This window comes from Lentzea waywayandensis (assembly GCF_900115955.1).
GTDB lineage: Bacteria > Actinomycetota > Actinomycetes > Mycobacteriales > Pseudonocardiaceae > Lentzea > Lentzea waywayandensis.
Map to the genome: position 1 here is coordinate 229,348 of NZ_FOYL01000007.1, position 16,920 is coordinate 246,267.

The following is a 16,920-nucleotide window of genomic DNA, read 5'->3' on the forward strand; positions in this document are numbered from 1 at the left end:
GTGGCTGGGGAGCAGGTCAGGGCACGATGTAGATGATGGCGAAGAGCCCGATCCACACGACGTCGACGAAGTGCCAGTAGTACGACACGACGATGGCGGAGGTGGCCTGCGCCGGCGTGAACTTGCTGAGCTTCGTCCGGATCAACAGGTAGACGAACGCGATCAGACCGCCGATGACGTGCAAGCCGTGGAAGCCGGTCGTGAGGTAGAAGACCGTGCCGTAGGCCGACGACGGGATCGTCGTGCCCTCCTCGACGAGGGTGAAGTACTCACCCGCCTGGCCTCCGACGAAGATCGCTCCCATGATCAACGTCACGATGTACCAACGACGCAGACCGAACACGTCGCCCCGCTCAGCGGCGAACACGCCCCACTGACACGTGAAGGACGACGCGACCAGGATGATCGTGAAGACCGCCGCGTAGGGAACGTTCAGGTGGGTGGGCGCTGGGGGCCAATGCCCAGTGTCGTTCTGGGCCTTCACCGTGAAGAACATGGCGAAGAGGCCAGCGAAGAACATGAGCTCGCTGGACAGCCAGACGATCGTGCCGACGCTGACCATGTTCGGGCGGTTCAGCGAGTGCACGCGCTGGCCGATTGAAGGCGCTGCCGTGGTCACGCGCAGCATTATTGCCTGCGGAATTTCCGTCCGCCCATCGGGTCCTGCGCGGATCATGGGTCGGCTGGGTCACACAGCGGGTGATCGCGAGGAGATCAACGAATGGGTTTGCTGGGCCGATTGCGGGACATGCTGCGCCAAGACGAGGTGCCGACGCTGTCGATCGACGATCCGGCGCTCGTCGTCGTGGTCGAGGCGTTCGACATCGCGGAGGCCGATTCGGCCGCTCTGGCCCGTTCACCGAAGTGGCGAGCCGACGACCTGGCCGTGTTCCGGCACCACCTGCGCATCCCCGCTGACCAGGTCGAACGCGCGCGAGAGCTGCTCACGCCCGACGGCTGGGTGCTAGTCGCCGGTGATATATCGCATATCAGTCGCGTGCAGAAGCTGGACGCCCTGCACTGCGCTCAGGAGCGGTCGCGGATGGCCTCGCTGGCGCAACGGCTCGGTGGCGACGCCCTGGGGTGGGACGCCCTGCAGAAACCACACGAACCGGCCCGATAGCATCACGGCGACCTTGGTCACTTTCTTCAGGACCGCAGTCGGCAGTCGCAGCGGAGGATCCAGAGATGAGCACGCAGACCACGAAGATCCTGGTGTTCAGCCACCGGCCCGAGGTGCGTGAGACGATCATCACTGCGGTCGGCCGCCGTCCCGCGCCGGACCTCGCGCGCGTCGAGTACGTCGAGGTCGGCACCATCGCGGACGTCCTCTACGAGGTGGACAACGGCACCGTCGACCTGCTGATCCTCGACGGCGAGGCGCAGCCGACCGGTGGCATGGGCCTGTCCCGCCAGCTCAAGGACGAGATCACGAACTGCCCGCCGATCGTCGTCGCGGTGCGCCGCAAGGACGACAGGTGGCTCGCCACCTGGTCGCAGGCGGACGCGGTGCTGGTGCACCCGCTCGACCCGCTGGCCGCCGCCGAGACCGTGGCCGAGGTGCTGCGGGGCTTGGCTTTGCCCGTCGTCAAGGGCTGATCCCGTCATGAGCCAGCGCACCTGGCCCTCACTGCTCAACCGCCTGCTCGACGGCGTCGACCTGACCGCGGACGACACCGCCTGGGGAATGGACCAGGTGATGTCCGGCGAGGCGACCGCGGCGCAGATCGCGGCGTTCGTCGTCGCGTTGCGCGCCAAGGGCGAGACGCCGGAGGAGGTCGACGGCCTCGCGACGATGATGCTCAACCACGCGAACCGGTTCACGGTGGACGTGCGGGCGACCGACATCGTGGGCACCGGCGGCGATCATTCCGGTTCGGTGAACATTTCGACGATGGCCGCGATCATCACGGCCGCCGCGGGCGTGCCCGTGGTCAAGCACGGCAACCGCGCGGCGTCGTCGCAGTGCGGCACGGCGGACGTCCTGGAGGCGCTGGGCGTCGCGATCGACCTGCCCGCCGACGGCGTGCGGGAGACCGTGCGCGAGCTCGGCATCGGCTTCTGCTTCGCGCCGGTGTTCCACCCCGGGTTCCGGCACGCCGGCCCGGTGCGGCGGGAGATCGGCATTCCCACGTCGTTCAACCTGCTCGGCCCCCTGACGAACCCGGCGCAGCCCACGGTCGGCCTGATCGGCTGTGCGCGGGCCTCGGCGGCGCCGCTGATCGCCGGTGTGTTCGCGCGGCGCCGCAACACCGCCCTGGTGGTGCGGGGCGACGACGGCCTCGACGAGATCACCACGACCACGACGACGTCCGCGTGGCTCGCGCAGGACGGCGTGGTGCGCACGGAGACCATCGACCCGTCCGTGCTCGGTGTGAAGCCCGCGCGCGAGGAGGACCTGAAGGGCGGCGACTCGTCGGTCAACGCCCAGGTGGTCCGCGACCTCGTGGCCGGCAAGACGGGTTCGGTGCGGGACGCGGTGCTCGTGAACGCGGCGGGGGCCATCGCGGCGCACGGCGGGTTCTCCGACGACCTGCACGCCGACCTGTCGGCCTCGCTGGGCCGCGCGGCCGACGCGATCGACTCAGGCAGGGCGGCGACGCTGCTGGGCCGCTGGGTGGAGCTCTCGCAGGCTCTGAAGGCGTCCCCGAAGAAGTAACTGAACGACTGACTGAGCGGGTTTCGGTCACGCGTCGTCGTCGACGCGTGACCCTGCTCGCACGGCCGCCGCATGGGCGTAGTCCGAGCGAGTGATGGGCCAGAGATGCGCGCCACGTGGTAACGCCGTCGCAATCGCCACCTGGAATGCTGGAGTCATGGCCTTCCTCTACCCGGTGATGAAGCACGTCGTCGCGCGCACCGCCCGTCTGGTCTACCGCCCGGTGGTGGACGGTCTGGAGAACATCCCCACCGACGGCCCCGTCATCCTGGCGGCCAACCACCTCAGCTTCATCGACAGCGTCGTGATCCCGATGGTCGTTCCGCGCCGGGTGTCGTTCCTCGCGAAGGCGGAGTACTTCACGGGCACCGGCCTGAAGGGCTCGCTGTCGCGCTGGTTCTTCTCCTCGCTCGGCCACGTGCCGGTGCACCGCGGCAAGGGCCGTGATGCCCGCGCCGCTCTCGACACGGCCGCCGACATCCTCGCGCGGGGTGACGCCTTCGCCATCTACCCGGAGGGCACGCGCTCGCTCGACGGCATGCTCCACCGCGGCCGCACCGGTGTCGCCCGCATGGCGCTGGAGTCCGGGGCCCCGGTCATCCCGGTCGGGATCATCGGCACGGACAGGGTGCAGCCGGTCGGCAGCAGGTTCCCGAAGATCGTCCCGGTGACGGTCCGCTTCGGCGAGCCGCTCGACTTCAGCCGCTACGAGGGCATGGAGGAGTCGCTGCCGGTGCTGCGCAGCGTCACCGACGAGATCATCTACCGCATCCTGGACCTGAGCGGCCAGGAGTACGTCGACGCGTACCAGAAGACCCCCGAGAAGGTGACGGCCGCCGCGTAGCCGCCGCAACCCGTTCCAGGCCTGCGAAAGGGCCCTCCCCGCTGTTGCCGGGGAGGGCCCTTTCGCTGCGATATGCGATGTATCACATACGGGATATCAGTCCACACGCGACTGAGGCCCCCTCCACTGTGGAGGGGGCCTCAGTCGAAGCGATATCCGATGTACCGGATATCAGTCGTGGTTGGGTCCGGTGTGGTACTCGAACACCAGACCGCCGACCATGATCAGCACCAGGACGATGGCGATCACGAGCAGCCACACGTGCCAGAACGCCACCGCGACACCGGTGGTCGCCGCCGCGGCGGCGAGACCGACCGGCCAGTACGAGCCAGGGCTGAAGAAGCCCAGCTCGCCGGCGCCGTCGGACACCTCGGCATCGGGATTGTCCTCCGGCCGCACCTCGATGCGGCGGGCGACGAACCGGAAGTAGGTGCCGGTGATGAGGGCCAGGCCACCGGTCAGCGCGAGCGCCACCGTGCCGGTGGGTTCGACGTGGCCGGTCGCCAGGTGCGTCCAGTAGCCGTAGACGACGGCCATCAGGAACGAGAAGGCCATCACCAGGTCGAATACGCGAGCTTCGATCTTCATCGCGAGGCGTTCCCTACTTCTGGCCCGCACCGGAGGCTTCGCGCGCCGTCCGGTCGGTGTTGAACGGGGTGGTCGTCGTGGCCAGCGGTGAACACCACTTGTCACAGTTCACCTGAGAGAGGGCCTCGGCCGTGGTGTACGGCTTGCCCGTCTTCTCGTTGACCTGCTTGCGCAGCTCGATGTACTTCTCGAAGTCGGCTTCCTCAAGGGCGCGGACCTCGAAGTTCATCACCGCGTGGTACGAGCCGCAGAGCTCGGCACAACGGCCGACGAACGCTCCAGGACGATCGATCTGGTCGATCTGGAAGACGTTGTCCTGGTTGTTCTTCTCCGGCATCGGGAAGACGTCCCGCTTGAAGTGGAACTCCGGCACGAAGAACGAGTGGATGACGTCCGTCGAGCGCAGCGTGAACTGGATGCGCTTGCCGGCCGGCAGCACCATGATCGGGACCTCGCCCGAGGTGCCGACCGTGCTGACGGCCTTGCCCTCCTCGGTCTTGTGGTCCGGGTACTGGAACTCCCAGTTCCACTGGAACGCGATCACGTCGACGTTGACGTCGGGCTTGCCCGACTTGTCCGTGACGTAGTTCTGCGTGACGGCGGTGAAGTAGAACAACACCGCCACGATCACCGTCGGCACGACGATGAGCACGATCTCCAGCGGGAGGTTGTACGCCGTCTGACGCGGCAGCTCCTCCGACTTCTTGCGGTGGAACACCACCGACCACAGGATCAGGCCCCACACGATGACGCCGACGACGAGCGCGGCGACCACGGACCAGGTCCAGAGCTCGCGCATCTTCTCGGCCTGCGGCGTGACGGCCTGCGGCCATCCGAAGCGCAGCACCTCGTCCGTGGAGCAACCGGTGGCCCCGATGCCGACCAGGCCTACCAGCCCAGCGGTCTTCACCAGCCGGGATGCCCTGGTGCCCTCCTTCAGGCCCACTGCTCGCCCGCCTCCTCGTTCCATGCCAACGGATCAAGCGGGAGCGTAGCCCAGCGCAACGGCGCTCACCCCTTGGGGGCACCGCCGCTGCGGTGCAGTTTCGGTCACACAGAGGCCCTTCGGCATACTGAGGACTTCCCCGTGGTCTTCCCCTTCGTGTTTCTTGAGAGGTGCGAGAGCCTTGTGCGGCCTGGCAGGACTTGTATGCCCTAGCGAGAACGAGGCCGAGAACGCGCGCCCGGCCATGGAGGCGGCGCTGCGGTGCATGCGGCACCGCGGGCCGGACGAGAGCGGCACCAGGCGGGTCGACGAGGTCGTGTTCGGCTTCAACCGGCTCGCCATCATCGACATCGAGCACTCCCACCAGCCGTTGACCTGGGGTCCGGCGGAGTCGCCGAGCCGGTACACGATCAACTTCAACGGCGAGATCTACAACTACCTGGAGCTGCGCGCCGAGCTCACCGAGAAGCACGGCGCGGTCTTCCACACCGACGGCGACACGGAGACCATCGTCGCCGCCTACCACTACTTCGGTCCCGCGGCGATCACGAGGCTGCGCGGCATGTTCGCGTTCATGATCTGGGACTCCGAGCGCGACATCGTGTTCGGCGGCCGCGACCCGTTCGGCATCAAGCCGCTGTACTGGGCGCAGGGTCAGAGCGGGGTCGCGTTCTCCAGCGAGAAGAAGCTCCTGCTGGAGCTCGCCTCCACGATCGGCATCGCCCCGAAGATGAACGTCAAGGGGCTGCAGCACTACCTCACGCTTCAGTACGTGCCGGAGCCCGCCTCGCTGCACGACCAGATCTTCCGCGTCGAGTCCGGTCACTCGTTCACGCTGGTCCCGGGCGAGTCGCCGAAGTTCGAGCGGTACTTCCCGGCGAACTTCAAGGTCCGCACCGTCCGCAGCGAGGGCGAGGCGGAGGCGCTCTACGACGAGATCACGGCGGCGCTGCGTGACTCGGTCGCCAAGCACATGCGCGCGGACGTGACGGTCGGTTCGTTCCTGTCCGGCGGCATCGACTCGACGGTGGTCGCGGCGCTGGCCAAGGAGCACAACCCGGACCTGATCACGTTCACCACGGGGTTCGAGCGCCAGGGGTTCTCCGAGGTCGACGTGGCGGCGGAGTCCGCGGCGCTGATCGGCGTGAAGCACGTCGTCCGCACGGTCAGCGCGCAGGAGATGATGGACTCCCTGCCGCTGATCACCTGGTACCTCGACGACCCGGTGGCCGACCCGGCGCTGGTGCCGTTGTGGTTCATCGCGCGTGAGGCGCGTCAGCACGTGAAGGTCGTCCTGTCCGGTGAGGGCGCGGACGAACTCTTCGGCGGGTACACGATCTACCGCGAACCGTTGTCGCTGGCGGGGTTCGAGAAGGTGCCGGGCGCGCTGCGCAAGGCCATGGGCAAGGTCTCCACGAAGATCCCGCACGGCGTGCGCGGCAAGGACCTGCTGCGTCGTGGGGCTTTGACGCTGGAGGAGCGCTACTACGGCAACGCGCGCATCTTCCTCGACGACCACCTGCGTCAGGTGTTGCGCACGTACGACCCGGCGGTGTCCCACATGGACGCGACGGCCCAGCCGTACCGCGAGTCGCGCAACTGGGACCCGGTCACGCGCATGCAGCACGTCGACCTGTTCACGTGGCTGCGCGGGGACATCCTGGTCAAGGCCGACAAGATGACCATGGCGAACTCGCTGGAGCTGCGCGTCCCGTTCCTCGACCCCGAGGTCTTCAAGATCGCGTCGCAGATCCCGAGTGAGTTGAAGATCACGAAGGACACGACGAAGTTCGCGCTGCGCAAGGCGATCCGCGACATCGTGCCGGCGCACGTGCTGAACCGCCGCAAGCTCGGCTTCCCGGTGCCGATCCGGCACTGGCTCAAGGACGAGATGCACGACTGGGCCGTCGACATCGTGCGCGCGTCGCAGACCGACCAGTACATCGACAAGTCCGCGGTGCTGCGGCTGATCGAGGAGCACCGCTCCGGCGTGCTCGACCACAGCCGCCGCATCTGGGCGCTGCTGGTGTTCATGATCTGGCACGGCATCTTCGTCGAGGGCCGCATCCAGCCGGTGGTGCCGGAGCCGCACTACCCGGTCAAGCTCTAGCGGTTCGGGCCCCTCTGCGGAGGGGCCCTTCTCGTTCTAACGGCGTCCCTGAGCGCTGCAGATCGCGTACGAGCTGACGACGGTGTCCGGGGACGCCATCAGTTCCAGGTAGCGGGCGAACTCCTCGTCGGTGAGCGGGAGCTTCGCGCGTATCAGCCGCGCGGTCGCGGCGAGCAGACGGCAGCCCGCCGAACCGCCCTGCCACTCCCGCACCTCACGGGAGCCGCTGACGTCGTTCAGCCCGGCGTCGAGCAGCGCCCTCTCGATGCGCGCGCCCCACGCCAGTTCGGCGCCCGCGTGGTCGAGCGACGTCAGCAGGGCGTTCTTCACCCGCATGATCAGCTTCGCGTCCTCGGGGCCGGAGGACGGTCCGGTGGAGAGGACTTCGAGCGGGAGGCAGTCGAACTCCTCGAGCACGAGCCATCCGCCGGGACGCAACGAGTCGCGCAGCTTGCGCAACACGACCTCGCGGGCGGGGAGGTAGAAGAGCACCAGGCGGGCGTGGACCAGGTCGAACGCGTTGCCGGGCAATATATTGGATACTACGTCGTGCTCCAGAACGGTGACGTTGTCGCGTTCCTCGAGCCGGGTGACGTCGATGTCGGTGACCGTCACGTGCCCGGCCGGAGCGACGACGTCGGCGAGCCAGTTCGCCACCGACCCGCCACCACCTCCGACTTCGAGGCAGCGCCAGCCGTCCGCGACACCCAACTGCTCGACGCGGGCGAACGTGCCCGCGTCGAGCAGAGAGCTCAGCGCGTCGAACTTCGGATCGAGCGACTCACCGGTGCCGCCGAACAGGTACGTCCCCATTGTCCGATCATGGCAGGACGGGAGCGATCTCCTCAGCGGCTTCCGCACCAAACGCGCCACGAATGCGAGCGAGCGCCGACTCGCGCTCGATCACCCACTCCTGCGTGCCCACGGTCTCGAGCACCTCGACGGCGATGAACGAGCCGAGCTGAGCAGCGCGTTCAATGCTCAGGCCCGCGGTGATGCCGGCGAGGAAGCCCGCGCGGAAGCCGTCGCCGACGCCGGTCGGGTCGGTCTTCGCGACCTCGGGGACGGCGGGGACGTGCAGCGAGAATCCGTCGCGGTCGACGATCTCGACGCCCTTGGCGCCGAGCGTGGTGACGCGCTTGCCTACGCGGGCGAGGACGTCCGCCTCGGTCCAGCCGGTCTTCTGGAGCAGCAGTTCCCACTCGTAGTCGTTGCTGAACAGGTACTCGGCGCCCTCGATGAACGCACGCGCCTGGTCGCCGTCCATGCGGGCGAGCTGCTGCGACGGGTCGACGGCGAACCGGTAGCCGCGCTGACGGCACTCGTCGGCGTGCCGGAGCATGGCCGCGGGGTCGTCCGGGCTGATGATGACGAGCTCGAGGTTATCGACGCGGTTCGCGATCGGCGCGAGCTCGATGTTGCGCGACTCGGCCATCGCACCGGCGTAGAAGGAGGCGATCTGGCACATGTCGTCGTCCGTCGTGCAGACGAACCGTGCGGTGTGCGCGACCTCGGACACGTACACGCCGGACGTGTCGACGCCGTGCCGCTCGAGCCACGAGCGGTAGTCGTCGAAGTCCTTGCCGACAGCGCCCACGAGCACCGGCCGCACCCCGAGCACACCGAGACCGAACGCGATGTTCGCGCCGATGCCACCGCGCCGGACTACGAGGTCGTCGACCAGGAAGCTCAGCGACACTCGGTCGAGACGCTCCGCGACCAGCTGGTCCGCGAAACGACCCGGAAAGTGCATCAGATGGTCGGTCGCGATGCTGCCGCACACGGCTAGGGGCACGTCGGCTCCTCTTTTCTTGTTGCGCTACGTGACAACTCACCCGGACGAGTACCGCTGTGAAGACTACTGTTTGGTAGGTCTACCGCAGGTCAGACCGCCGTCATACGGTCGGAAGGTGACGATCCCAGAGGCGACCACGATGAGTGAACTGATCGAGGACTGCGCGCAGCTCCCCTTCGCTCTGACCCACCCCGAGCACCCCCTTCCCGCCCCGCGCGACGCCGCGCCCTGGCAGGTCGACGAGCGGTGCGCCCACCAGGTCGAAGGCCTCGCCGAATACGGCGTCTAGCTTTCCGGGTCTGACTTTCAGGGTCTGACTTCCGGGTCTACCTGCCGGCTTCCCAGTCTGTCCGGGTGATACCTGGCAGATTTCCTGGTCCACACGCGGAGAGGCCGCGTTCCCGTCGATGCGGGAACGCGGCCTCTCCGCGTGTTCGCCTTAGTGGAACGAGTCGCCGCAGGCGCAGGACCCGCCGGCGTTCGGGTTGTCGATCGTGAAGCCCTGCTTCTCGATCGTGTCCACGAAGTCGATGACAGCGCCTTCGACGTACGGGGCGCTCATGCGGTCGACGGCGACCTTCATGCCGTTGAAGTCGACCATCGCGTCACCGTCGAGCGCACGCTCGTCGAAGAACAGCTGGTAACGAAGGCCGGCGCAACCACCGGGCTGGACGGCGATGCGCAGGTGCATGTCATCGCGGCCCTCCTGGTCGAGCAGCGCCTTGGCCTTGACGGCGGCCGCATCGGTCAGCGTCACGCCGTGGCTGGGCGCCTCAGTGGTCGAAGCGGCATCCTGAGCGGTCGTCATGGCTCTCCTAAGAGGTCCTTTGCGGGCGGTTCACCCATCAACAACACGGGCGTTCCCCGCCTTGTTCCGCTTCCCATGGTCCCACAACGGCGGGCCGCATCGCCTCAAGTGTCGACTGTCACGTAGACCACGCTCAAGGCAGCCGATATATCAGCCGGCCGCACGCACGGTTCTACCTCGACTCTTATCGCGACCACTGCGTGGCCACGTGCCGGGCCGTTGCAATGAGACTTTTGCGGGCGTCCGCAATCGACTTTTGCACAGAGCCGACGTGGTCGGACACCGAGTAGGCGGCCTGGACGCCGGCTGCGCCCATCTCGCGGCGGCCGACGCTGACCTGGCCCGCGACGGCGAGGCACGGGATGCCGCGTTCGGCGGCGCCCGAGGCGACGGCGGTGATGAGCTTGCCGCGCAGTGACTGCCAGTCGAAGCTGCCTTCGCCGGTGATGACGACGTCGGCGTCGTCGAGGGCGGCGTCGAGGCCGGCGAGTTCGCGGACGAGGCCCGCGCCGGACGTCACCGTCGCGCCCAGCGAGAGGAGCGCGGCGCCCAGGCCGCCCGCCGCTCCGGCGCCCGACATGTCGGCTACTGGTTTGAGGACGTCCATGGCGGCGAGCTTCGCTTCGAGACGTTCCACGGCTTCCGGGGACGCACCCTTCTGCGGGCCGAACGTGCGCGCGGCGCCGTGCGGGCCGAGGAGCGGGTTCTCGACGTCGGAGGCGGCCACCAGCGATATATCAGTGAGGTCGACGCCCGCGTCCGACACAGCGGCGAGCATGCCGGCGCCGCCGTCGGTCGTGCCGGAGCCGCCGAGGCCGACCGTGATGACATCGTTGTCATTCGCCGCTGCCGCGATGAGTTCGCCGACGCCTCGCGTCGTTGCCGTCTCGCAGGACTGCGGGCGGAGGTCCGCGGGGATGAGGTGGAGGCCGCACGCCTCGGCGGACTCGATGTAGGCAACGCGTCGACCGTCTGCGTGCACGCTGAGCCAGCGTGCCTCGACAGGAACTCCGAGCGGGCCGGTGACGCTGATATATCGGATTTCGCCGTTCGTGGCGACCTGCAGGACGTCCACGAAGCCGGGTCCTCCGTCGGCCAGGGGACGTTGGGTGACGACGTCGTCGGGCTTGGCGTCGTGCCAGCCGGTGGCGATGGCGTCAGCGGCCTCGCGAGCGGTCAGGGTGCCGCCGAAGCAGTCCGGAGCGATGAGTACGCGCACCTCGCGAAAGGTACAGAAGAACCACTGTCCTACCCTGTCGTTGTGAGGTTCCTGCGCCGCAACGCCGCTGACACCGATGCCCCGGCCGCCGAGTCGGCCGACGAGGCCGCCGACGCCACCCGCTCCGCGGGCAAGGGCAGGCCCACGCCCAAGCGGCGTGAGGCGCAGGGCAGGCGTTCCGGGCCGGTTCCGCCGCCGCCGCGCACGCAGCGCGAGGCGTTCAAGCGCATGCGTGGCAACAAGGTGAGCAAGGAAGAGCGCCGTGCCGCGGCCACCGAGCGTCGTCAGCGCATGATGGCGGGCGAGGACAAGTACCTGCTGCCGCGTGACCGCGGTCCGGTGAAGGCGTACATCCGCGACCTCGTCGACTCGCGGCGCAACCTCATGGGCCTGTTCATGCCGCTCGCGGTGCTGGTGTTCGTGGCGCTGCTGACGCCGTCGCTGGCCGTGCAGCGGTACGCGACGCTGGCGACGACGTTCATGCTGATCGCGATGGTCATCGAGGGCCTCGTGCTCGGCCGCCTCGTCACGCGCAAGGTGCGGGTGAAGTTCCCGGCCGAGCCGATCAAGGGCCTGTCGATCGGCTGGTACTCGTTCATCCGCGCGAGCCAGATCCGCAAGCTCCGCGTGCCCAAGCCGCGGGTGAAGCCGGGCGACGCCATCAAGTAGTGCGCCGAGAACCGCGCAAGCTTCAGCTGCCGGAGAAGCTGCGGTGGAACCACAACGAGTGGTACCGCCGCTGGCTGCTCCGGCAGTTGCCGTCTCGGGCCGGATCAGCGCTGGACGTCGGCTGCGGTCTGGGCGACCTGGCGCGGTCGCTGCGAGCAGACGACGTCACCGCGATCGACGCGAGCGCGCGCATGATCGAACGTGCGAGGGCCGGCAGCGATCGGGTCAACTGGATCCACGGCGACGTCCTCACCCACGATCTGGGCCGCTACGACGTCGTCACCGCCGAGGCGAGCCTGCACCACCTGCCGTTGCGCGAAGGTCTCTCCCGGCTCGCCGCGCTGACCAAGCCCGGCGGAACGCTCGTCGTCATCGGGCTCTACCTGACCTCGACGCGATCAGACCACGCGATGGAGTTCGTGACGTTGCCGGCGAACGCCGTTGTCGGTCTGGTCAAAGCGATCAACGGTACCGGCGGCAAGCCCCACGACACCGAGATGCCGATGGTGATGACGGCGCCGACGTTGCCGGAGATCCGCGCGGCCGCGGCGGAGATCGTGCCCGGCGCGCGGGTCCGCCGGCACTTGTTCTGGCGGTATTCCATGGTGTGGCACGCGCCCGAAGTTCATTAGCAGCACGAACGATTTCGGTTTAAGCTCCGATGTATGAAGTTCCGTCGACTCGGCCGCAGCGGCCTGTCCATCAGTGAGATCTCGTACGGCAACTGGCTCACGCACGGTTCCCAGGTCGAAGAGGACCAGGCCCACGCCTGTGTGAAGGCGGCGCTGGAGTCGGGGATCACGACCTTCGACACCGCCGACGTCTACGCCAACACCGCCGCGGAGTCGGTGCTCGGCCGGGCGCTGCAGGGTCAGCGGCGCGAGTCGCTCGAGATCCTCACCAAGGTCTACTGGCCGACCGGCCCCGGCGGCCCCAACGACCGCGGGCTCGGCCGCAAGCACATCATGGAGTCGGCCAACGCGTCGCTCAAGCGCCTGCAGACCGACTACGTCGACCTGTACCAGGCCCACCGGTTCGACTACAGCGTCCCGCTCGAGGAGACGATGCTGGCGTTCGCCGACCTCGTCCGTCAGGGCAAGGTCCTCTACGTCGGTGTCTCCGAGTGGACCGCCGAGCAGATCACCCGCGGTGCCGCGCTGGCCCGTGAGCTCAACGTCCCGTTCGTGTCGCACCAGCCGCAGTACTCGATGTTGTGGCGCGTGATCGAGCCGCAGGTCATCCCGGCGTGCGAGCGCGAGGGCCTGAGCCAGATCGTCTTCTCCCCCGTCGCGCAGGGCATCCTGACCGGCAAGTACCTGCCGGGCGCCGAGGTGCCGGAGGGGTCCCGCCTGGCCGACGCGCGCGGCTCGCAGATGATCGCGCGCTGGATGCGGGACGACGTGCTCAACGCCGTTCAGCAGCTCAAGCCGATCGCCGAGGAAGCGGGCATCACGCTGGCGCAGCTCGCCGTCGCGTGGGTGCTGAAGAACCCGAACGTCGCGTCCGCGATCATCGGCGCGTCGCGTCCGGAGCAGGTCTTCGAGAACGTCAAGGCCATCGACATCGAGCTCGACGACGACGTGCTCACGCAGATCGACAAGGTCCTCGAGGGCGTCGTCACCGACGACCCGCGCCTCACCGCCCAGGGCTGATCTAGCCGGCCGAGTGCAGGCTCATCGGGCCGTACACCTCGGATTCCGAGCGCAGCAGCGTGACCTGTTCGACCCCGGCGTCGAGCAGGTCACGCCACTGCGCGCTGAACCAGTCCTCGGCCTCGGCCTGCTCGGCGAACGTCACATCCGGGCCCGCGACGTCGCGTCCCTGTGCATCCTGGTAGCGCCAGCGGTAATCCACGGACGAAGGCTAACTCTTGTCATCTCGGACGCTCGTGCTCGGCGGAGCGCGGTCAGGCAAGTCGGCGCACGCGGAAGGTCTGCTCACCGAGGCGGCCGTGACCTACGTCGCAACCGCGCGCAGATACCCGGACGACCCCGACTGGGACGCACGCATCGCGCTGCACGTCGCGCGGCGTCCGTCCACTTGGCACACGGTCGAGGCGTCGGCTCCGGCCGACCTGCCGGCGTTGCTCACCGCGACGCAGTACGAGGACCCGCCGATCCTGGTGGACGACCTGTCGACGTGGCTGGTCGGCGTGCTCGACGACGCCGACGCGTGGGAGGGCGACGGCGCCGAGGCGATCGCGGGCGACATCGACGCGATCGTGCGCTCGGTCGCGACCTGCCGGGCGCGACTGGTGCTCGTGACGGCGGAGGTCGGCCTCGGCGTCATTCCGTCGACGCGCTCTGGCAGGCTCTTCCGAGATCACCTCGGTGCGCTCAACGCGCGCGTCGCCGAGGTGTGCGACGAGGTCACCTTGCTCGTCGCCGGCATCCCGTTGAAACTGCGATGAGGAGTGACCAGGTGAGCACCGAGTTCCCGCCGGTCGAACCGCCGGACGAGACCGTTCTGCGCGAGGCCGAGGCCCGGCACGCGGTGCTGACCAAGCCGGTCGGCTCGCTCGGAAGGCTCGAGGAGCTGGGCAACTGGATCGCCGCCTGTCAGGGCGTCGTACCGCCCAAGCCGTTCGTGCGGCCGCGTGTCGTCGTGTTCGCGGGCGACCACGGCATCACCGCTCAGGGCGTGTCGGCGTTCCCGAGCGAGGTGACCGGCCAGATGGTCGCGAACTTCCTGACCGGCGGCGCCGCCGTGAACGTGCTCGCGCAGGTCGCGGGTGCCACGGTGCGCGTGGTCGACATGGCCGTCGACGCGGACACCCCGGCCGCGGTCAGCCAGCACAAGGTGCGGCGCTCGTCCGGGTCGATCGACCGCGAGGACGCGCTCACCCGTGAGCAGTGCGAGCTCGCGATCGCGGCCGGCCGTGCGCTGGCCGACGAGGAGGTCGACGCGGGCGCCGACGTGCTCGTCGCCGGTGACATGGGCATCGGCAACACGACGCCCGCCGCCGTGCTGATCGCGTCGCTGACCGGGTCGGAACCCGTCGCGGTCGTCGGACGCGGCACCGGCATCGACGACCAGGCGTGGATGCGCAAGACGGCGGCGATCCGGGACGCGCTGCGCCGGGCCCGCCTCGTGATCAGCGACCCGATCGCGTTGCTCGCGACGGCCGGTGGCGCCGACATCGCCGCGATGGCGGGGTTCCTGGCGCAGGCCGCTGTGCGGAAGACGCCGGTCGTGCTCGACGGCGTCGTCGTGGGTGCGGCGGCTGTCGTGGCCGAGGAGCTGGCGCCTGGGGCGCGTGAGTGGTGGGTGGCCGGGCACGAGTCGGCCGAGCCCGCGCACGCGATCGCGCTCGGGCACCTCAACCTGAAGCCGCTGCTGGAGTTCGGAATGCGGCTCGGTGAAGGCTCCGGTGCCGTGGCGGCGCTGCCGTTGCTGATCTCGGCGGTGAAGGTGCTCGCGGAGATGGCGACGTTCGAGAGCGCCGGCGTCACCAACAAGGAATGAAGCTTCGCCCTTGAAACTGGCACTGTCCTGGCTGACCGTCCTGCCGCTGCGTGTCGACGACGTCGACCGCAAAGCGGCGGGGCGGGCCATCGCGTGGACACCGCTCGTCGGCGTCGTGCTCGGCGCCTTCGTCGTCGGCGTCCTCAAGCTGCTTGCGATATCCAATATATCGGCGCTCGTGGCCGGGTTCCTGGTCGTCGGCGTCGTCGCACTGTCGACACGCGGTATGCACCTCGACGGGCTTGCCGACGTCGCCGACGGGCTCGGTTGCTACGGGCCGCCGGAGCGTGCGCTCAAGGTCATGAAGGACGGCGGCGCCGGACCGTTCGGCGTGGTGTCGCTGATCGTGGTGCTGGGCGCGCAGGCCGCCGCACTCCCCCACGCTCAGTGGGGCGTCGTCCTGCTGGCGTTCGCGACGAGCCGGGCGGCGTTCGGCATCTGTTGCATGCGCGGTGTGCCTGCCGCACGGCCTGAGGGGCTCGGTGCGCTCGTTGCGGGCACTCAGCATCCGTTGATGGTCATCGGCACGTGGGTGGTGCTCGCTGCTGCGGCGATTCCGCTCGGGTGGCGCGCGGTCGTCGCCGTCGTCGTCGCGTTCGCGCTCGTGTGGGTACTGGTGCAGCACACCAGAAAGCGTTTCGGCGGCATCACCGGTGATGTGCTCGGTGCTGCCGCCGAAATCGCGCTTCTGGCCGTGCTGGTGATCGCCTGACCCCAGAGCCCTAGGAGTGCAGCACCGTCATCCAGCCGTGGGTGTCGGCGACGTGGCCGTGCTGGAGGCCGGTCAGGCGCTCGCGCAGTTGCTTCGTCACCGAGCCGGTGCCGCCGTCGGCGATGTCGAACTCGCCACCGGCGTGCTTGACGTGGCCGACCGGCGTGATGACCGCGGCCGTGCCACAGGCGAAGACCTCGGTGAGCTCACCGGAGGCGTTGGCCTTCTCCCACTCCTCGGTCGAGATGCGGCGCTCCTCGACGGTCAAGCCGAGCTCGGAGGCCAGTTCCAGCAGCGAGCTCCGGGTGATGCCGGGCAGCAGCGTGCCGGTCAGCTCGGGCGTGATCACCTTGTCCCCGAAGACGAAGAACAGGTTCATGCCGCCCATCTCCTCGACCCAGCGGCGTTCCACCGCGTCGAGCCAGACGACCTGGTCGCAGCCCTTCTCGGCGGCCTGCGCCTGCGCCACGAGGGACGCGGCGTAGTTGCCGGCGAACTTGGCCGCGCCGGTGCCACCGGGGGCCGCGCGGACGTACTCGGTCGAGAGCCACACGCTCACCGGGCGGACGCCGCTCGCGAAGTAGGAGCCGGCGGGGGAGGCGATCAGCACGTAGAGGTACTCGGACGCGGGTCGCACGCCGAGGCCCTTCTCCGTGGAGATCATGAACGGCCGCAGGTAGAGGGACTCCTCCTCGGCCGAGGGCACCCAGCGGTCGTCGACCGCGAGGATCTGCCGCACGGACTCCAGGAAGAGCTCGTCGGGAAGTTCGGGCATCGCCATGCGGCGGGCCGAGGCGCGGAAGCGCTCGGCGTTGGCCTCAGGGCGGAAGGACGCGATCGAACCGTCGGGCTGCCGGTAGGCCTTGAGCCCTTCGAAGATCGCCTGGCCGTAGTGCAGCACCATTGCCGCGGGGTCCAGTGCGAGAGTGGAGTACGGGCCGACTTCAGCGTCGTGCCAGCCCTGCTCGCGGTTCCAGCGGATCGTCACCATGTGATCGGTGAAGTGCTGCCCGAAGCCCGGCTTGGCAAGTACCTCCGCTACGCGCTCCGGGGTCGCCGGGTGCGGGTGGGGAGTCCGGGTGAAAGGCAACTCGCTCGTCATGAG

Annotated in this window: 21 protein-coding genes; 12 read left to right on the plus strand and 9 right to left on the minus strand. The window is 68.7% G+C overall.

The window, feature by feature from the left end; translation table 11 throughout:
* Positions 1 to 16: 16 nt before the first annotated feature.
* Positions 17 to 628 (minus strand): aa3-type cytochrome oxidase subunit III, encoded by a 612-nt coding sequence (gene ctaE, locus BM417_RS26540; protein ID WP_093599929.1) that lies wholly within the window; start codon positions 626 to 628, stop codon positions 17 to 19.
* A gap of 93 nt (positions 629 to 721) precedes the next feature.
* Between ctaE and BM417_RS26545 the strand changes: the two genes are divergently transcribed.
* From BM417_RS26545 to BM417_RS26560, 4 genes are all read left to right on the plus strand, one after another.
* Complete coding sequence (locus tag BM417_RS26545) at positions 722 to 1,123, plus strand: hypothetical protein (RefSeq protein WP_093599932.1); 402 nt, start codon at positions 722 to 724, stop codon at positions 1,121 to 1,123.
* Positions 1,124 to 1,188: 65 nt separating this feature from the next.
* On the plus strand, positions 1,189 to 1,599 hold the full coding sequence (locus BM417_RS26550; RefSeq protein ID WP_093599935.1) for a hypothetical protein: 411 nt from the start codon (positions 1,189 to 1,191) through the stop codon (positions 1,597 to 1,599).
* Between the two features lie 7 nt (positions 1,600 to 1,606).
* Positions 1,607 to 2,659, plus strand: coding sequence for an anthranilate phosphoribosyltransferase (gene trpD / locus BM417_RS26555; protein ID WP_093599938.1), 1,053 nt, complete (start codon positions 1,607 to 1,609; stop codon positions 2,657 to 2,659).
* A 157-nt stretch (positions 2,660 to 2,816) separates the two neighbouring features.
* Positions 2,817 to 3,503 (plus strand): lysophospholipid acyltransferase family protein, encoded by a 687-nt coding sequence (locus BM417_RS26560; RefSeq protein ID WP_093599941.1) that lies wholly within the window; start codon positions 2,817 to 2,819, stop codon positions 3,501 to 3,503.
* 171 nt (positions 3,504 to 3,674) lie between these two features.
* On the opposite strand, the gene BM417_RS26565 is transcribed toward BM417_RS26560, so the two are convergent.
* Positions 3,675 to 4,091 (minus strand): cytochrome c oxidase subunit 4, encoded by a 417-nt coding sequence (locus BM417_RS26565; RefSeq protein ID WP_093599944.1) that lies wholly within the window; start codon positions 4,089 to 4,091, stop codon positions 3,675 to 3,677.
* Between the two features lie 13 nt (positions 4,092 to 4,104).
* A complete protein-coding gene (gene ctaC / locus BM417_RS26570) occupies positions 4,105 to 5,037 on the minus strand; it encodes an aa3-type cytochrome oxidase subunit II (RefSeq protein ID WP_245822183.1) in 933 nt (310 codons plus the stop codon).
* A 181-nt stretch (positions 5,038 to 5,218) separates the two neighbouring features.
* On the opposite strand from ctaC, the gene asnB reads away from it, so the two are divergent.
* The gene (gene asnB / locus BM417_RS26575; RefSeq protein WP_093599949.1) at positions 5,219 to 7,147 is read left to right on the plus strand and encodes an asparagine synthase (glutamine-hydrolyzing); all 1,929 of its coding nucleotides are present in this window, start codon (positions 5,219 to 5,221) and stop codon (positions 7,145 to 7,147) included.
* Positions 7,148 to 7,183: 36 nt separating this feature from the next.
* On the opposite strand, the gene BM417_RS26580 is transcribed toward asnB, so the two are convergent.
* Both BM417_RS26580 and BM417_RS26585 read right to left on the minus strand, forming a co-directional pair.
* Positions 7,184 to 7,960: a class I SAM-dependent methyltransferase gene (locus BM417_RS26580; RefSeq protein WP_093599952.1), complete on the minus strand. Its 777-nt coding sequence runs from the start codon at positions 7,958 to 7,960 to the stop codon at positions 7,184 to 7,186.
* Between the two features lie 7 nt (positions 7,961 to 7,967).
* Positions 7,968 to 8,900 (minus strand): carbohydrate kinase family protein, encoded by a 933-nt coding sequence (locus tag BM417_RS26585; protein ID WP_093600706.1) that lies wholly within the window; start codon positions 8,898 to 8,900, stop codon positions 7,968 to 7,970.
* 157 nt (positions 8,901 to 9,057) lie between these two features.
* On the opposite strand from BM417_RS26585, the gene BM417_RS47960 reads away from it, so the two are divergent.
* On the plus strand, positions 9,058 to 9,231 hold the full coding sequence (locus BM417_RS47960; RefSeq protein ID WP_170176554.1) for a hypothetical protein: 174 nt from the start codon (positions 9,058 to 9,060) through the stop codon (positions 9,229 to 9,231).
* A 150-nt stretch (positions 9,232 to 9,381) separates the two neighbouring features.
* Here BM417_RS47960 and BM417_RS26590 read toward each other — a convergent pair whose 3' ends face one another.
* Both BM417_RS26590 and BM417_RS26595 read right to left on the minus strand, forming a co-directional pair.
* Positions 9,382 to 9,750, minus strand: a complete 369-nt coding sequence (locus BM417_RS26590) for a HesB/IscA family protein (protein ID WP_030474606.1) — start codon at positions 9,748 to 9,750, stop codon at positions 9,382 to 9,384.
* A 184-nt stretch (positions 9,751 to 9,934) separates the two neighbouring features.
* Positions 9,935 to 10,969: a glycerate kinase family protein gene (locus BM417_RS26595; protein WP_093599955.1), complete on the minus strand. Its 1,035-nt coding sequence runs from the start codon at positions 10,967 to 10,969 to the stop codon at positions 9,935 to 9,937.
* A gap of 42 nt (positions 10,970 to 11,011) precedes the next feature.
* On the opposite strand from BM417_RS26595, the gene BM417_RS26600 reads away from it, so the two are divergent.
* From BM417_RS26600 to BM417_RS26610, 3 genes are read left to right on the plus strand one after another with little or no spacing between them, the layout of a single operon-like run.
* Complete coding sequence (locus BM417_RS26600) at positions 11,012 to 11,638, plus strand: DUF3043 domain-containing protein (RefSeq protein WP_093599958.1); 627 nt, start codon at positions 11,012 to 11,014, stop codon at positions 11,636 to 11,638.
* Positions 11,638 to 12,270, plus strand: a complete 633-nt coding sequence (locus BM417_RS26605) for a class I SAM-dependent methyltransferase (protein WP_177320616.1) — start codon at positions 11,638 to 11,640, stop codon at positions 12,268 to 12,270. Before BM417_RS26600 ends, BM417_RS26605 begins: the two co-directional genes overlap by 1 nt.
* 33 nt (positions 12,271 to 12,303) lie before the next feature.
* Positions 12,304 to 13,290, plus strand: a complete 987-nt coding sequence (locus BM417_RS26610; protein ID WP_093599963.1) for an aldo/keto reductase family protein — start codon at positions 12,304 to 12,306, stop codon at positions 13,288 to 13,290.
* A gap of 1 nt (position 13,291) precedes the next feature.
* Here BM417_RS26610 and BM417_RS26615 read toward each other — a convergent pair whose 3' ends face one another.
* Positions 13,292 to 13,492, minus strand: a complete 201-nt coding sequence (locus BM417_RS26615) for a hypothetical protein (RefSeq protein WP_093599966.1) — start codon at positions 13,490 to 13,492, stop codon at positions 13,292 to 13,294.
* A 16-nt stretch (positions 13,493 to 13,508) separates the two neighbouring features.
* Here BM417_RS26615 and cobU point away from each other — a divergent pair, with 16 nt between their 5' ends.
* From cobU to cobS, 3 genes are read left to right on the plus strand one after another with little or no spacing between them, the layout of a single operon-like run.
* Positions 13,509 to 14,048, plus strand: a complete 540-nt coding sequence (gene cobU / locus BM417_RS26620) for a bifunctional adenosylcobinamide kinase/adenosylcobinamide-phosphate guanylyltransferase (protein WP_093599969.1) — start codon at positions 13,509 to 13,511, stop codon at positions 14,046 to 14,048.
* Complete coding sequence (gene cobT / locus BM417_RS26625; RefSeq protein WP_093599972.1) at positions 14,045 to 15,103, plus strand: nicotinate-nucleotide--dimethylbenzimidazole phosphoribosyltransferase; 1,059 nt, start codon at positions 14,045 to 14,047, stop codon at positions 15,101 to 15,103. Before cobU ends, cobT begins: the two co-directional genes overlap by 4 nt.
* A 10-nt stretch (positions 15,104 to 15,113) precedes the next feature.
* Complete coding sequence (gene cobS / locus BM417_RS26630; protein WP_093599975.1) at positions 15,114 to 15,815, plus strand: adenosylcobinamide-GDP ribazoletransferase; 702 nt, start codon at positions 15,114 to 15,116, stop codon at positions 15,813 to 15,815.
* Positions 15,816 to 15,825: 10 nt separating this feature from the next.
* Here the strand turns inward: cobS and BM417_RS26635 are convergent, their stop codons facing one another.
* A complete protein-coding gene (locus BM417_RS26635) occupies positions 15,826 to 16,917 on the minus strand; it encodes a branched-chain amino acid aminotransferase (RefSeq protein ID WP_093599978.1) in 1,092 nt (363 codons plus the stop codon).
* Positions 16,918 to 16,920 lie beyond the last annotated feature (3 nt).

What these genes read in the sequence shown, in the direction of transcription:
- ctaE (WP_093599929.1), bottom strand. Translation starts at nt 628, where the DNA reads ATGCTGCGCGTGACCACGGCAGCGCCTTCAATCGGCCAGCGCGTGCAC.
- BM417_RS26545 (WP_093599932.1), top strand. Translation starts at nt 722, where the DNA reads ATGGGTTTGCTGGGCCGATTGCGGGACATGCTGCGCCAAGACGAGGTG.
- BM417_RS26550 (WP_093599935.1), top strand. Translation starts at nt 1,189, where the DNA reads ATGAGCACGCAGACCACGAAGATCCTGGTGTTCAGCCACCGGCCCGAG.
- trpD (WP_093599938.1), top strand. Translation starts at nt 1,607, where the DNA reads ATGAGCCAGCGCACCTGGCCCTCACTGCTCAACCGCCTGCTCGACGGC.
- BM417_RS26560 (WP_093599941.1), top strand. Translation starts at nt 2,817, where the DNA reads ATGGCCTTCCTCTACCCGGTGATGAAGCACGTCGTCGCGCGCACCGCC.
- BM417_RS26565 (WP_093599944.1), bottom strand. Translation starts at nt 4,091, where the DNA reads ATGAAGATCGAAGCTCGCGTATTCGACCTGGTGATGGCCTTCTCGTTC.
- BM417_RS26580 (WP_093599952.1), bottom strand. Translation starts at nt 7,960, where the DNA reads ATGGGGACGTACCTGTTCGGCGGCACCGGTGAGTCGCTCGATCCGAAG.
- BM417_RS26585 (WP_093600706.1), bottom strand. Translation starts at nt 8,900, where the DNA reads ATGCACTTTCCGGGTCGTTTCGCGGACCAGCTGGTCGCGGAGCGTCTC.
- BM417_RS26590 (WP_030474606.1), bottom strand. Translation starts at nt 9,750, where the DNA reads ATGACGACCGCTCAGGATGCCGCTTCGACCACTGAGGCGCCCAGCCAC.
- BM417_RS26610 (WP_093599963.1), top strand. Translation starts at nt 12,304, where the DNA reads ATGAAGTTCCGTCGACTCGGCCGCAGCGGCCTGTCCATCAGTGAGATC.
- cobT (WP_093599972.1), top strand. Translation starts at nt 14,045, where the DNA reads ATGAGGAGTGACCAGGTGAGCACCGAGTTCCCGCCGGTCGAACCGCCG.
- BM417_RS26635 (WP_093599978.1), bottom strand. Translation starts at nt 16,917, where the DNA reads ATGACGAGCGAGTTGCCTTTCACCCGGACTCCCCACCCGCACCCGGCG.